Origin of the sequence: Streptomyces sp. NPDC016309 (genome assembly GCF_043077235.1) — a bacterium.
In the GTDB taxonomy this organism is placed as follows: Bacteria; Actinomycetota; Actinomycetes; order Streptomycetales; family Streptomycetaceae; genus Streptomyces.
In genome coordinates, this window is the sequence record NZ_JBIBSG010000011.1 from 42,855 (window position 1) to 57,496 (window position 14,642).

At 70.1% G+C, this 14,642-nt stretch carries 8 protein-coding genes; 2 read left to right on the top strand and 6 right to left on the bottom strand.

Features of this window, described 5'->3' with window-relative positions; translation table 11 throughout:
* Window position 1: 1 nt before the first annotated feature.
* From ACF068_RS26025 to ACF068_RS26035, 3 genes are all read right to left on the bottom strand, one after another.
* Window positions 2-1,723: a protein kinase family protein gene (locus tag ACF068_RS26025; RefSeq protein WP_392276723.1), complete on the bottom strand. Its 1,722-nt coding sequence runs from the start codon at window positions 1,721-1,723 to the stop codon at window positions 2-4.
* Between the two features lie 117 nt (window positions 1,724-1,840).
* Entirely contained in the window at window positions 1,841-4,030 is a 2,190-nt protein-coding gene (murJ, locus tag ACF068_RS26030) for a murein biosynthesis integral membrane protein MurJ (protein WP_392276724.1), read from the bottom strand.
* A 46-nt stretch (window positions 4,031-4,076) separates the two neighbouring features.
* Window positions 4,077-6,461 (bottom strand): DUF6049 family protein, encoded by a 2,385-nt coding sequence (locus ACF068_RS26035; protein ID WP_392276725.1) that lies wholly within the window; start codon window positions 6,459-6,461, stop codon window positions 4,077-4,079.
* 207 nt (window positions 6,462-6,668) lie between these two features.
* Here ACF068_RS26035 and ACF068_RS26040 point away from each other — a divergent pair, with 207 nt between their 5' ends.
* Window positions 6,669-8,135 (top strand): CCA tRNA nucleotidyltransferase, encoded by a 1,467-nt coding sequence (locus ACF068_RS26040; RefSeq protein WP_392276726.1) that lies wholly within the window; start codon window positions 6,669-6,671, stop codon window positions 8,133-8,135.
* 100 nt (window positions 8,136-8,235) lie between these two features.
* On the opposite strand, the gene ACF068_RS26045 is transcribed toward ACF068_RS26040, so the two are convergent.
* The 3 genes from ACF068_RS26045 to ACF068_RS26055 form a co-directional block, all read right to left on the bottom strand.
* On the bottom strand, window positions 8,236-9,504 hold the full coding sequence (locus ACF068_RS26045; protein WP_392276727.1) for an MFS transporter: 1,269 nt from the start codon (window positions 9,502-9,504) through the stop codon (window positions 8,236-8,238).
* A 77-nt stretch (window positions 9,505-9,581) separates the two neighbouring features.
* Window positions 9,582-10,664 (bottom strand): inositol-3-phosphate synthase, encoded by a 1,083-nt coding sequence (locus tag ACF068_RS26050; protein WP_392276728.1) that lies wholly within the window; start codon window positions 10,662-10,664, stop codon window positions 9,582-9,584.
* Between the two features lie 49 nt (window positions 10,665-10,713).
* Window positions 10,714-11,430 (bottom strand): helix-turn-helix transcriptional regulator, encoded by a 717-nt coding sequence (locus ACF068_RS26055; protein ID WP_392276729.1) that lies wholly within the window; start codon window positions 11,428-11,430, stop codon window positions 10,714-10,716.
* Window positions 11,431-11,803: 373 nt separating this feature from the next.
* Between ACF068_RS26055 and ACF068_RS26060 the strand changes: the two genes are divergently transcribed.
* Window positions 11,804-14,533 carry a transglycosylase domain-containing protein gene (locus ACF068_RS26060; RefSeq protein WP_392276730.1) on the top strand — a complete coding sequence of 910 codons (2,730 nt, stop codon included), beginning with the start codon at window positions 11,804-11,806 and terminating at the stop codon, window positions 14,531-14,533.
* The last annotated feature ends 109 nt before the right edge of the window (window positions 14,534-14,642 follow it).

A 14,642-nucleotide genomic window follows, 5' to 3' on the forward strand; every position in this document is an offset into this window, starting at 1 on the left:
GTCAGCCGAGCACCTTGATCTCGGAGATTCCACCACGGAACGCGCCCGGGCTTCCGTCCTGCGGGAGCTCGGTGATGCGGATCAGCACATAGCGTGTACGGACCGGCTTCTTCAGGCTGCTCGTCAGCGTGTCGCCCACCTTGGTGAGCTCGGACAGGGAGTGCGGGAAGTCGTCGAGCCCAGTGGGGTCGGTCGCGCCCTCGTCCGCCGCCAGCGCCTGTGCGGTCTGCCCCGAGCGGTACATGGTCACATCGACGCCGCGGACGGTCTGCACGCTGCCGAGGTCGACGATGATCCCGCTGCCGCGCTTGCGGAGGTTGCCGAAGTTGGCGTAACCGAGGTACTGGGGCGTGACCCACGCGGTGTCGGTGGCGTCGTCGACCGCGTTCGGTACCTCGCTGAGCTGTATCCCGTCCCCGTGCGGCATGTACTCGCGGGCGCCGGCGATCCGCAGCGGCTGCGGGGGCTTCGGCGGCTTCTTGACGCTCTGGCCGCCCGGAGTGGTCTGGGTCTCCGTCTCGCCGGTCTTGTCGTTGCTGTTCTGGTCGAGCAGTTTGTCGGCGATCTGCCAGCTACCCAGGCCCAGGGCCGCGATCAGGAGCGCCGAGACGGCCCACTTGAGGGCCTTGCCCGTGCGGCTCTGCAACGGGGGCGGCGGGACCGGCACGGCCATGGTGGCGGCCGACGCGGGGCGCTGCTGGGGACGGCCGTAGTTGCCCTGCTGGTACGTGGTGCGCTGGTACTCCAGCGGGGTGGGGAAGTCGGGCTCCGGCGGGCGGATGCGCGGCATGGCCGCGACCGCCTTGGCGAGCTCGTCCGGGGTGGTGCAGGGCGGCTCCTGGCGGGAGGCCGTCGCGCCGTCGTTGACCAGGGCGCGCATGGCGAGCTCGGAGAGCCCGCGGTGCACGCCCGCCCGGACCTGGTCCGGCGGGATCAGCCCGACGCCCTTGGGGAGGCCGGAAAGGCCGTAGGCGTCGTTCTCGTACGGCCAGCGCTTGGTCAGCGCGGCGTACAGCAGGGCGCCGATCGCCTCGGTGTCGGTGCGCTGCGGGCGGTCGGCGCTGATGCCGCGCAAGGCGGCGTTCACGGCGAGTCCCCGGATCCGGTACTGGCCGGTGGAGCTGCGCAGCACGGCGCTCGGGGTGAGCCGCAGATGGGCGAGGCCCTCGCGGTGGGCGGCGGCCATGGCCTGGGAGACCTGGCTGACGAGTTGATAGGCGTCGTGCGCCTCGAGCGGCCCGGCCGCGAGGAGCGCGGTGAGCTCGGTGGCGTCCGGCAGCCATTCGTGGACGACGTAGACGACGTCGTTCTCCTCGACCGCGTCCAGGACCTGGACGAACCGGGGGTCGCCGAGGAGTGCCGAGGAGCGTGCGGCGGCGAGCACCGAGCGGGCCCTCGGGTGGTCGGCGGGGAGGATGTGGACCCCGACGGCCCGGCGCAGTTTCTCGTCGACGGCCCGCCAGCTGCTGAATCCGTCCAGTCGGGTGACGCACTCCTCGAGCCGGTAGCGTCTGGCGAGTTTGTGCCCACTGTGGAGCTCGGGCGCCGTGATGGCCGGCTGCTCGCCGTCCCGACGTTCGCCGTCGCCGTCCTGGGCGGACCTGTCCGCCGCGTCCTGCTCTTCCGCCACCCCGTCGCTCGCGGCCGTGTCCGCCTTGGCGGTCAGCGGGTCGTCTCCGCTGTTGTCGGCCACGTCGACGGCAGCCGTGCTACGTTCCGCCACCGTCGTTCCTGCCTCCCCATCCGTTGCGCCACATCCAACAGCCATGCCAATTGTGCCCACAGTCCGGCGCTATGCACGACACGCGGTCGCCGACGATGGTTGTGCGGGCGCCCGTGCTTATCGTCCGAGACGGCCGCGAACCATGCCGACCATGGCGTTGAGCTCCGCGATCCTCATCTTGCGTGCGCCCAGGTAGAAGACGCCCATCAGTACGATCCCACCGCCGACGAGCGCCACGAGCGAGCCCAGGGCGCCGTCCCCGAGGACTTCGAGAATGCCGAAGCCCGCGGCACCGCCGAGGACCGCGGCGGGCACGGAGGCCATGCACAGCCGGGCGTAGGTGCGGACGACGTGCGCGCCGTCCAGGTCGCCGCCCAGCCGGTTGCGCAGCCGGCGCCAGGCCACGCCGACGCCGACGGCGTACGCGAGGCCGTAGGAGGCCGCCATGCCGACGACGGCCCACTGCGGGGGCAGCAGCGCGTAGCAGGTGGCCGAGGCGGCCGCGTTCACGGCGGCCACGATCACGGTGTTGTAGAAGGGCGTTCGGGTGTCCTCGTAGGCGTAGAAGCCGCGCAGGACGACGTACTGCACCGAGTAGGGGATCAGGCCCAGGCCGAAGGCCATCAGGATGAAGCCCATGCTGCGGGCGGCCTCGGTGCCGCTGGAGGCGTACAGCAGGGTGCACATCGGGACGCCGAGGGCCAGGAAGGTGAAGGCGACGGGGACGATGGCGACCGCCGAGTTGCGGAGGCCCTGCGAGATGTCGTCGCGGACGGCGCCCGGGTCGTTGTCATGGGCGGCGCGCGAGATGCGCGGCAGCAGCGCGGCCATCACCGAGACGGTGATGATGGCCTGGGGCATGCCCCAGATGAGCTGGGCGTTGGAGTACGCGAGGAAGCCCGCGCCGTCCTGCCCCGAGGCCTTGCCGGCCGCCGTGGCGAGCTGGGTCACGACGACGACACCGGCCTGGTTGGCGAGGACGAACAGGACGGTCCACTTGGCGAGTTTGACCGTCTTGCCGAGCCCGTGGCCCTTCCAGTCGAAGCGCGGGCGGAAGCGGAAACCGGCCTCGCGGAGGTACGGGATCATCGCCAGGGACTGGACCACCAGGCCGAGCAGCGTACCGATGCCCAGGAGCCGGATGCCCTCGTCCGGAATGGTCGTGACGCCCATCCGGGACTCGGCGGAGGAGCCGTAGACCCAGATGAACATGGCGAAGGTGAAGATGACGACGATGTTGTTGAGGACCGGGGTCCACATCATCGCGCCGAACCGGCCCCGCGCGTTGAGGATCTGACCCATCACCACGTGCACGCCCATGAAGAAGATGGTGGGCAGGCAGAAGCGGGCGAAGGTGACGGCCACGCTGTTCGCGGCCGCGTCACCGGCGATGGTGTCGGACATCGCCCGGATCAGCAGTGGTGCGCCGAACACGGCGAGTGTGACGATCACGCCGAGTGCGACCATGACGAGCGTCAGGAGCCGGTTGGCGTAGGCCTCGCCGCCGTCCTCGTCGTCCTTCATGGAACGGACGAGCTGGGGGACGAAGACCGAGTTGAGGCCGCCGCCGACGGTGAGAATGTAGATCATCGTCGGCAGCGTGGCCGCGACGGTGTAGGTGTCACCGAGCAGGGCGGCGCCCAGCGCGCCGGTGATGACCAGGCTGCGGACGAAACCGGTGAGTCGGGAGACGAGGGTGCCGGCCGCCATCACCGCGCTGGACTTCAGCAGGCCCGAGGCTCGGCCGCCGGACTTCTTCGGGGCGGGCGCGGGCGCGGGGGCCGGTTCGGGCTCCTGCGGGGCGGGCGACGGTCCCTGCCCCTGCTGGTCCCGGTAGAGGTGCGCGAACGCGTCCGGCTCGGGCTCGTCCTCGCTCGCGTGCGTGACGAGGTCGTCGACGCCGGTGAACTGAACGGTCCTGGCGTCGTCGCCGTAAGGAAGGTGACGGGACGGTCCCGCGGGCTCGGGCGGCGGGGTCTGTGCCCATACCCGGGGGTCCGGGGCGTACGGGGAGGCGGCGGGCTGCTGGTAGAGCGGCTGCGGCTCCTCGTAGGTGCCCGGTGGCGGGGGCGGGTGGGCGGCTCTGTCGTAGAGCGCCTCACCGACCGGGTCCTGGGCGGCGAGGTCCTGGCCGCCGTACGGATCCTGCTCGTAGGCGTGCTGGACGTACGGATCCGGGGTGTACGGATCCGGGACGGGCGGCGAAGCCGGGGACGGGACCTGGCCCGCCGCATGGGGCATCTCGCCGGAAGGCGCGCTGCCGCCGCCCGCGTTTTGACCGCGGTCACCGTCGTACGGCGCGTTCATGGTTTACCCCACCTCATCGTCCCCGGCCGACCGGCCACGACATCGCTCAACGGTCCACTTTCTCACCCTGGCCCGACGGGTCGGTGCTTTGCGCTCCGGTGTCCGGCGTCGGGTCACTCGGCTGCTCGGGATCGTCGCTCGGCGCGGCCGTCGTACCGGCCTCCGGATCCGTCCCCGTGCCGCTCGCGGCCTCCGTCCCGGCGGCGTCCGCCGGTTCCCTGGCCTCCACCGGCTCCGTGGCCTCCGCCGTGTCGGCCTCGCGGGCCGCGGCGCGCTTGCGGTGGGTGTACATCCGGATGCCGGCGAGGGCGAGCAGCAGGAAGCCGCCGGCGATGACCAGCATCACCGTGGGCGTGATCTCGGAGACCTTGACGGTGAAGTGCATCGGCTTGCCGTACGGCCTGCCGTCCTCCGTGTAGAGCTGGGCCGTCATGGGGACCGGACCGTTGGCGTTGGCGGAGGCGGTGAACTTCACCGACTGGCTGTGGCCGCCGTCGATCCTGACCGGCAGCTCGGAGACGGCGTCGCCCCCGTTGAGCTTCAGGCGGGTGGGCTTGGTCGACGTCAGCCGGAGCACCAGGTGGTCGACGCCCTGGAGCAGCTGGTTCTGGACCGTGACCGGGATGGTCGCACTGCGTCCCGACAGGGTCAGGTCGGACTTGTCGATCAGTTGCACTTCGGTGGTGAGGTCCTCGAGGTGCTCCTGCACGCTCCGCCGGTACGCGGTGGCCTCCTCGGCGCGGCCGCGCCAGGACGTGGACATCTCCCGGTTGATCGCGTTCCCGAAGGGCGTCACGACCCGGTAGGCGGCGGTCAGGATGACCTTGAAGTTGTCCAGGGTGTCCTGGGTCGTCTTCATGTCCAGGAAGGCCTGTACGGGCAGCTCCTGCTTGCGGAGCTGGGCGGGGTACTTCCGGGCGCCCGGGACCTTCGTCGTGGCGCGGTCGTCGGGCTTGGCCGCGGCGGCCGCGATCAGGTCGCTGGGCTGCGTCCAGCGCTGGGCGGACAGGGCGCGCAGCGCGGTGGCCATGGACTCGGCCTGCGCGGTGGTGGGCATCCGCTGGGGGGCGATCACGATGCTGCGGAGCTTGCCCGGCTGCTGCTGGGTGACGGCCAGCGTGTGGGCGAGGAATTGCTGGACGGCCTGCGTCGAGTCGCCCGCCCGGGTCATGTCGCCCTGGAAGGCGGTGGACAGGGAGGCGTCGGCGACCACGGCGGTGGTTCCGCCGCCGATGGGCCGGGCGGCGTTGGGCGTGTAGGGCAGCTCGTCGCGCATGCTGTCGTTGCGGGCGATCAGTTTGTCGGCGCCCGCCGAGGTGGCGATGTCGACGATCGACGGGTCCAGGGCCCCGTCGACCGGCCAGGCGAAGTCGACCGACGGCTTCACATGGAGGATCGTCTCGACCGTGGTCTCGGCGACCTCGGTGGCCGGCTGGAGGTGGCTGAGGGAGCCGGAGACGTCCTTGCCGCGGTGGGCGAGGGACGCCAGATCGGGGTCGCCGTACGGCAGCGCGATCACCTTGTCGTCCTGCACCGCCTTGTCGAGGCTGTTCAGCCACTGCTTGGCCACGGCCTGGTACCGGCCGGGGACGCGTTCCGTGCCGTCCTTCACCTGGTAGTTCCGGGTCATCGCGTCGACGGTGGCGAGCAGGTCCGGGTCGACGACCCAGGTGACGGGGAGCTCGGCGCCCAGGGACACGAGCCGCTCCAGGCGCCCGCCCGGGCCGAGCTCGGCGGCCAGGTCGTCGTTCTCGAAGACCGGCGTCTGCTGGTCGTCCGATCCGGTCTCCGCGGACAGGTGCGTCGAGGAGATCACCGGCCACAGGTAGGTGACCTGGGTCTTCTTGTCGGTGGCCTCGGGCTGCCAGGGCAGGAAGGTCCGCTCGATGCCCAGCACCTGGCTGTACGACGTGCTCGCCGTCCGGCCCGAGAGCGAGACACCGAGCTGGTAGACACCGTCGTCGTCGAGGTTCAGCTTGTCGACCGGCACGGCGATCGTGAAGTCCTTGCTCAGGCCGGCCGCGAGCTGGGGGATCTTGATGCTGTACGGGCCGCCGAGCGCCGCGCCGTCATTGCTCGGGGTGAAGCCGGTGCGCTTGGCCACGGCGTCGATCTCGCCCCGGCTGTCCATGCGTGACCCGACCCGCAGGTCGACCTGCGCGCCGCTGACCGTTTCCTTGCCCTTGTTGGTCACCGTGCCGCTGATCGTGAGGGTGTCCCCCTCCACCGGGGTGGTCGGCATGAATGTGTCGAGGGACACGTCGACCGTGCGGGACGGGGAGGCCTTCTCGGCGGCGGACGCGGGAGGCGCGGCGGGGACGTACAGCAGGCCGGCCAGGAGCGGCGCACCCACCATGGCGGAGGCCGCACGACGCAGCCATCGCCGGGCAGGAGAGCGACTCGTGCTCTGGAAGTCTGCCGCCTCGGCCACGCGCTCGCCCGTCCTCGTCGTCTGTTGCCGTTGGTGGTTCACCGGTTCCTGCGTCCACGCATGGTAACGAGGAGCGCTGGGGCTAAGTGCCGCGGACTGCTCCACATGATCGGGCCGGCCCGGGTCGGGGAGATCACGCACGCGGGGCGGGAGGGGTGGGGAAAAGCGGGGGGCTGCCCAGGGCCGGGGCACGTACCCTTTTCTGTTGTGCCGAACGCCAACGAAGACAACCCGACCGCACTGAGCCAGGTGCAACGCCGCGCGGTCAGTGAACTACTCCGTGTGTCCCCCGCCGCCGATGAGCTTGCCCGCCGCTTCCAGGAAGCCGGATTCCGTCTCGCTCTGGTCGGTGGCTCGGTACGCGACGCACTGCTCGGCCGGCTCGGCAACGACCTGGACTTCACCACCGACGCGCGCCCCGAGGACGTTCTGAAGATCGTCCGGCCCTGGGCCGACGCGGTGTGGGACGTCGGGATCGCCTTCGGCACGGTGGGCGCGCAGAAGACCGCCCGCGTCGGGGACGCCGACCAGCTCTTCCAGATCGAGGTCACGACGTACCGCTCCGAGGCGTACGACAGGACCTCGCGCAAGCCGGAGGTCTCCTACGGCGACTCCATCGAGGAGGACCTGGTCCGCCGCGACTTCACCGTCAACGCGATGGCCGTGGCCCTGCCGGAGAAGGAGTTCATCGACCCCCACGGCGGCCTGGAGGACCTGGCCCAGCGCGTCCTCCGGACCCCCGGGACGCCCGAGGAGTCCTTCTCCGACGACCCGCTGCGCATGATGCGCGCCGCGCGGTTCGCCGCGCAGCTCGACTTCGAGGTGGCTCCCGACGTCGTGGACGCCATGAAGCGGATGGCCGAGCGGATCGAGATCGTCTCCGCCGAGCGGGTGCGGGACGAGCTCAACAAGCTGCTCCTCTCCGCGCACCCCCGCAAGGGTCTGGGACTGCTGGTCGACAGCGGTCTCGCCCAGCGGGTGCTGCCGGAGCTGCCCGCACTGCGGCTGGAGAGCGACGAGCACCACCGGCACAAGGACGTCTACGACCACTCGCTGATCGTGCTGGAGCAGGCCATCGACCTCGAAGAGGACGGTCCGGACCTGGTGCTGCGGCTGGCGGCGCTGCTGCATGACATCGGGAAGCCGCGCACGCGACGCTTCGAGTCGGACGGCCGGGTCTCCTTCCACCACCACGAGGTGGTCGGCGCGAAGATGACCAAGAAGCGCATGACGGCGCTGAAGTACTCCAACGACATGATCAAGGACGTGTCGCGCCTGGTGGAGCTGCACCTGCGCTTCCATGGCTACGGCACCGGCGAGTGGACCGACTCCGCCGTGCGTCGCTATGTACGCGACGCCGGCCCGCTGCTGAGCCGCCTGCACAAGCTGACCCGCTCCGACTGCACCACCCGCAACAAGCGCAAGGCGGCCGCACTCTCCCGCGCGTACGACGGGCTGGAAGAGCGCATCGCCACGCTCCAGGAGCAGGAGGAGCTGGACGCCATCCGCCCCGACCTGGACGGCAATCAGATCCAGGAGATCCTCGGGATCCGGCCCGGCCCGGCCGTCGGCAAGGCGTACAAGTTCCTGCTGGAGCTGCGTCTGGAGAACGGCCCGATGGAGCACGACGCCGCCGTCGCCGCGCTCAAGGAGTGGTGGGCTACCCAAGGCTGAGCGGCATCCCGGGGCGGTCATGTTTCACGTGAAACATGACCCGCCCCTCGTGCGCGGACGATCGAGGGGCGATGTTTCACGTGAAACATCGCCCCCCGCTCTACAGTGCCGCGTCGGCACGTCTCCAGCGAGCCAGAGCGACGGCCACGGCTGCGTACAGCACGGCGACCATGACGACCAGGAGGACGGACCGGCCGTCGGACGGCAGTAGCAGCGCGGAGACAGCGGCCGCCGCGACGAAGGCGGCGTTGTAGAACACGTCGTACAGCGCGAAGACCCGCCCCCGGTACGCGTCGTCCACCGCCAGCTGGACCACCGTGTCCGTGGCGATCTTGGCCCCCTGGGTCACCAGGCCGAGCACGAAGGCGGCCACCAGTATCGGCGCGGGAGTGAAGAGCAGCCCCAGAGCGGGTGCCAGTACCGCGGCGGATGCCGCGCACAGCACCATCCAGCCGCCCTGCCCCAGCCGCTCCACCGCCCAGGGCGACACCACCGCGGCGGTGAAGAACCCCGCCCCCGAGACGGCGACGGCCAGCCCGAGCAGGGCGAGCCCCTCCGACTGCGTGGACGTCCAGGCGTACCGGCAGAGCATCAGCACCATCACGGTCAGGGCGCCGTAGCAGAACCGCATCACCGTCATCGCGGCGAGCGCCCGGCCCGCGGCCCGGCGCCGGGCCAGGTGCCGCACCCCACTCGCCAGCCCCCGGGCCGTCGAGGCCAGCGCCGCGCCCAGCCGGGGCGGTACGGCGTCCCGGTCGGGCCCGAGCAGTCCGCGTCCCATCCGCAGCGAGGCGAGCGCCGAGCACAGATAGAGCGCGGCGCCCAGCAACACCACCACGGCGTCGGAATCGGCGCCCAGCAGCCGTACGGCGAACGCCAGCCCGCCGCCCGCCGTGGCGGCGAGGGTGCCGGCGGTGGGCGACAGGGAGTTGGCCATCACCAGGCGGTCGTCGTCCACGACCCTCGGCAGAGCGGCCGAGAGCCCGGCCAGGACGAACCGGTTGACGGCCGTGACGGAGAGCGCCGAGGCGTAGAAGAGCCAGTCCGGCACGGAGGCGAGGATCAGGCACGCCGTACCGGCGGCGAGCAGGGCGCGCAGCAGGTTCCCGTACAGGAAGACCTGGCGGCGCTGCCAGCGGTCCAGGAGGACACCGGCGAACGGGCCGACGAACGAGTACGGCAGCAGCAGGACCGCCATGGCGGAGGCGATCGCGGCGGGCGAGGTCTGCTTCTCGGGGGAGAAGACGACGTACGTGGCGAGCGCGACCTGGTAGACCCCGTCGGCGCACTGGGAGAGCAGTCGTACGGCCAGCAGGCGGCGGAAGTCCGTCAGACGCACGAGTACGCGCAGATCACGTACGACAGGCATGGCAGCAAGGGTCACATACGGCGAAGGTCCCCGGGCAGATGCCACGGGGACCTTCCGAAGGCCGCGGGGGACGAGCTTTAGCGCTCGACCTCGCCCCGGATGAACTTCTCGACGTTCGCGTAGGCCTCGTCGTCGAAGTACTGGACCGGCGGGGACTTCATGAAGTACGAGGACGCGGAGAGGATCGGGCCACCGATGCCCCGGTCCTTGGCGATCTTCGCGGCGCGCAGCGCGTCGATGATGACACCGGCGGAGTTGGGGGAGTCCCACACCTCGAGCTTGTACTCCAGGTTCAGCGGGACGTCACCGAAGGCGCGGCCCTCGAGGCGGACGTACGCCCACTTGCGGTCGTCCAGCCAGGCCACGTAGTCCGACGGGCCGATGTGGACGTTCTTGTCGCCGAGGTCCCGGTCGGGGATCTGCGAGGTGACGGCCTGCGTCTTGGAGATCTTCTTCGACTCGAGGCGGTCGCGCTCGAGCATGTTCTTGAAGTCCATGTTGCCGCCGACGTTCAGCTGCATGGTGCGCTCGAGGCGGACACCGCGGTCCTCGAAGAGCTTCGCCATGACGCGGTGCGTGATGGTGGCACCGACCTGCGACTTGATGTCGTCACCGACGATCGGGACGCCGGCCTCGGTGAACTTGTCCGCCCACTCCTTGGTACCGGCGATGAAGACCGGGAGGGCGTTGACGAAGGCGACCTTGGCGTCGATGGCGCACTGGGCGTAGAACTTCGCCGCGTCCTCGGAGCCGACCGGCAGGTAGCAGACCAGGACGTCGACCTGCTTGTCCTTGAGGACCTGGACCACGTCGACCGGGGCCTCGGAGGACTCCTCGATGGTCTGGCGGTAGTACTTGCCCAGGCCGTCCAGGGTGTGGCCGCGCTGGACGGTCACGCCGGTCGACGGCACGTCGCAGATCTTGATGGTGTTGTTCTCGCTGGCGCCGATGGCGTCCGCGAGGTCAAGACCGACCTTCTTCGCGTCCACGTCGAAGGCGGCCACGAATTCGACGTCCCCGACGTGGTAGTCGCCGAACTGGACGTGCATCAGTCCCGGCACCTTGCCCGCCGGGTCGGCGTCCTTGTAGTACTCGACGCCCTGCACCAGCGAGGCGGCGCAGTTGCCCACGCCGACGATGGCTACGCGAACCGAACCCATTCCGGTTGCTCCCTGTGTTGATCTTCGAAGCCCTGCGGGTCGCAGGGCCTCACTTGGCGGTGTCGTCGGACGGATCCGGCCGGGTACTGCCCCCGTGCCGGGGCAGGCCGCCCGTCTCTCCAGATGTGTCGTCCTGCTGAGCGGCGGTGGAGCCCTCGGCGGCCTGGCCGGCCTCCGGGGCCTCGGAGCCGGACCGTCGCTGGTCCCGCCCCGCCCGCTCGCTCTCGATCAGCTCGTTCAGCCAGCGCACTTCGCGCTCCACGGACTCCATGCCGTGCCGCTGGAGCTCGAGCGTGTAGTCGTCCAGCCGCTCGCGCGTACGGGCCAGCGAGGCGCGCATCTTCTCCAGACGCTCCTCCAGGCGGCTGCGCCGGCCTTCCAGCACCCGCATCCGCACCTCGCGCTCCGTCTGGCCGAAGAAGGCGAAACGGGCGGCGAAGTGCTCGTCCTCCCAGGAATCCGGACCGGTGTGGGAGAGGAGCTCCTCGAAGTGCTCCTTACCTTCCGCCGTCAGCCGGTAGACGATCTTGGCGCGGCGTCCGGCGAGCGAGGCGGCCAGGGCGTCCTCGGGAGCGCTGCCCGGTTCCTCGATCAACCAGCCGTTTGCGACCAGCGTCTTGAGGCAGGGGTAGAGGGTGCCGTAACTGAAGGCCCGGAAGATCCCCAGCGAGGTGTTGAGCCGCTTGCGCAGCTCGTACCCGTGCATCGGGGCCTCGCGGAGCAGGCCGAGGACGGCGAACTCGAGGATGCCGGAGCGCCTGCTCATTCGTCGCCTCCTTCGCCCGTACCGGCGCCCGCGCCGTGACCTATGCCGTGCTGATGTATCGACTCGATACATCCTGACGATAGAACGGCCCGGCAGCCCCGACAAGGGCGGCTAGGGTGAGCGGCGTCACATAGTCAATTCGGAGTAAACGACTTGCCTGATTTGGGATGAACTTCGGTCCCCAGAGGTTTTTGACCGTGCGTAGTCTGTGCGGCATGCACACCAGTGGGAACCAAGCGACGCCCTTCGGCGTCCTCGGTCTGAGTGCATCGCGGATGAGCCCCAGCCAGGGCTGGTCCGTAACCATTTCGGGGGGACCGGAACTCAGCTGCCGCTTCCAGGCGTACTCGCCTGCCCGAGGAGTAGTCGTTCGATGAGCGAGCACCGTCGCAAACCGCCGCAGCCGCAGGGTGGCGGACGTGCCGCGGCCAGGCGAGCCGCCCAGCAGCCCTCAGGCCGCCGGGCGGCTCAGGCGCGAGGAACCAGTGCGGGATCTCCCGCCGAGCCGTACGGCGGCGGCGGCGAGGAGCGTGCCTACGGCAGCCGTGCCGAAGCCCGCCGTGCCGCCCAGCGCGGCGGACGCCGGCGCGGTGCCGAGGGTGCCGCCGGCGCCGCGGGGGGACGCGGCGCGGGTCGCACGCAGCCGGGAAAGAAGCGGCTGATCGACTACCCGCGCCACAACAAGTACGGATGGCGCCGCTGGGTGCCCTCCTGGAAGCTCGTCACGGGCGCCTTCCTGGGGTTCGCGGCGACGGTCCTGGGTGCCGCGACGGTGGTGTACTCCATGGTGGAGGTCCCGCAAGCGGTCAAGATCGCGACGGCCCAGAACAACGTCTACCTCTACGCCGACGGCTCGCAGATGGCCGCCACCGGTGGTGAGATCAACCGGCAGATCCTGGACTACGACCAGATCCCCATGGACATGCAGAACGCGGTGATCTCGGCCGAGAACAAGACGTTCTGGGAGGACAAGGGCGTCGACCCGAAGGGCATCGGCCGGGCCTTCTACAACATGGCCATGGGCGAGCAGACCCAGGGTGGTTCCACCATCACCCAGCAGTACGTGAAGAACGCGATGCTGGACGACCAGAGCCAGACCGTGAGCCGCAAGGCCAAGGAACTCTTCATCTCCCTCAAGGCCGGTATGGAGGGGGACAAGAGGGAGGTCATGGCGGGCTACCTGAACACCTCCTACTACGGGCGGGGCGCGTACGGCCTCCAGGCCGCGGCGCGTACGTACTACGAGAAGGACGCCGACAAGCTGACCGCCAGCGAGTGCGCCTTCCTCGCCGCGCTGCTGAAGGGCGCCACCTACTACGACCCGGCCGGTTCGGTGGACATCGACCCCCGGGCCACGCCCGAGGCCAATACGACGGCGGCCACCAAGCGGTGGAAGTGGATCCTCGACGAGATGGTCAAGGACGGCTACCTGGAAGCCGCCGAGCGGGCCACCTACAACAAGTTCCCGATGCCGAAGGCGCCGAAGAAGGAAGCACGGCTCAGCGGCCAGGTGGGCTACATGGTCGACCTGGCCAAGGCGTTCGTCATCAACAACAACGACGTGGGCATCACGGCCAAGAAGCTCGCCCAGGGCGGCTACGTGATCCGCACGACCTTCGAGAAGCCGAAGGTCGAGGCGCTCAGGAAGGCCGTCGAGAAGGTCGAGAAGGCCAACATCGACCCCAAGGCGCGCCCGGACACGGACAGCCATGTCCAGTTCGGCGGTGCCTCGGTCAACCCGAAGACCGGCGCGATCGTCGCCATCTACGGCGGCTCCGACGCGACCAAGCACTTCACCAACAACGCCGACCAGACCGGTGCCCAGGTCGGCTCGACGTTCAAGCCGTTCGTGCTGGCCGCGGCGATGGAGTACGGCGTGCGCGACCCCGGCGGCGAGCCCGTGCAGGGGGAGGACCAGCGCCGGACGGTCGACCCGGACAAGACGTACTACAACGGCGCGAACAAGCTCACGATCAAGAAGTACGACGGCAGCGTCTGGCACAACGAGGACGGCGAGGAGTGGCGCCAGCGCAACGACGGTGACCAGAGCTACGGGGACATCAACCTCCGCGAGGCGATGATCCACTCGGCCAACTCGCCGTTCGTGCAGCTCGGCATGGACGTCGGCATCGAAGAGGTCAGGGAGACGGCGATCGCGGCCGGCCTGCGCAAGGAGAGCCTGGTCGCGGCGAACGTGCCCTCCTTCTCGATCGGCATCTCCGACCCGAGCGCCATCCGCATGGCGGGTGCCTACGCCACCTTCGCGGCCAACGGCAAGCAGCGTGACCCGTTCTCCGTGACGGAGGTGAAGAAGCGCGGTGAGACGATCTTCAAGCACGAGGCCGTCACCGAGCAGGCCTTCTCCTCCGCCATCGCCAGCAACGTCACCGACGTCCTGAGGGACGTCGTCGAGGACCCCGAGGGCACCGGTAACAACGCGGCCATCCCCGGCCGCCAGGTGGCCGGCAAGACCGGTACCACCGACGGCAACAAGTCGGCCTGGTTCGTCGGCTACACGCCGCAGCTGGCCACCGCCATCGACATGTACCGGATGGACGACAACGCGGCGAACAAGAACCGCAAGTTCCTGGAGATGTACGGCACCGGCGGTCAGAAGAAGATCCACGGTTCGTCGTTCCCGTCCGAGATCTGGCAGAAGTACATGTCGACGGCGCTCAAGGGGCAGAAGTCGATCCCGTTCCCCGAGCCGGAGGAGCTGGAGGCCGACACCGTGTACGGCGGCGGCGCCAAGAGCCCCGAGCCCACGCCGTCCGACTCGCCTTCGCCGACCCCGTCCGAAACGCCGTCCAAGAGCGCCTCGCCGACGCCTTCCCCGTCGCAGAGCTCCAAGCCCGCGGAGCCGTCGTGCGGCCCGTTCGACTGGGACTGCAACGACGACAACGGCGGCCAGAACGGCGGCCAGGACGGCGGCGTGGACGGCGGCACCACCGATACCGGCGGGACCGACACGGGCGGTACGGACGACGGAGGCACCACCACAGGGGGCATCACGCCCAGCCCGTCGGAGCCCACCGGTGGCGGTGGCAACGGCAACGGGAACGGTGGCGCGAACGGGGGCTGGTTCGGCGGTACGGAGGGCTAGCGCCCGGCGTCCCCCCGCCGCCGCCGGAGAGCGGACCGAGGGCCGCCGCATCCGGTACGCACGTCACCGTGCGTACGCCGGGTGCGGCGGCCCTCGGCGTTGTCCGCGG

Coding starts and splice junctions, on each gene's coding strand:
- ACF068_RS26045 (WP_392276727.1), bottom strand. CDS start 9,504: ATGCCTGTCGTACGTGATCTGCGCGTACTCGTGCGTCTGACGGACTTC.
- ACF068_RS26055 (WP_392276729.1), bottom strand. CDS start 11,430: ATGAGCAGGCGCTCCGGCATCCTCGAGTTCGCCGTCCTCGGCCTGCTC.
- murJ (WP_392276724.1), bottom strand. CDS start 4,030: ATGAACGCGCCGTACGACGGTGACCGCGGTCAAAACGCGGGCGGCGGC.
- ACF068_RS26050 (WP_392276728.1), bottom strand. CDS start 10,664: ATGGGTTCGGTTCGCGTAGCCATCGTCGGCGTGGGCAACTGCGCCGCC.
- ACF068_RS26060 (WP_392276730.1), top strand. CDS start 11,804: ATGAGCGAGCACCGTCGCAAACCGCCGCAGCCGCAGGGTGGCGGACGT.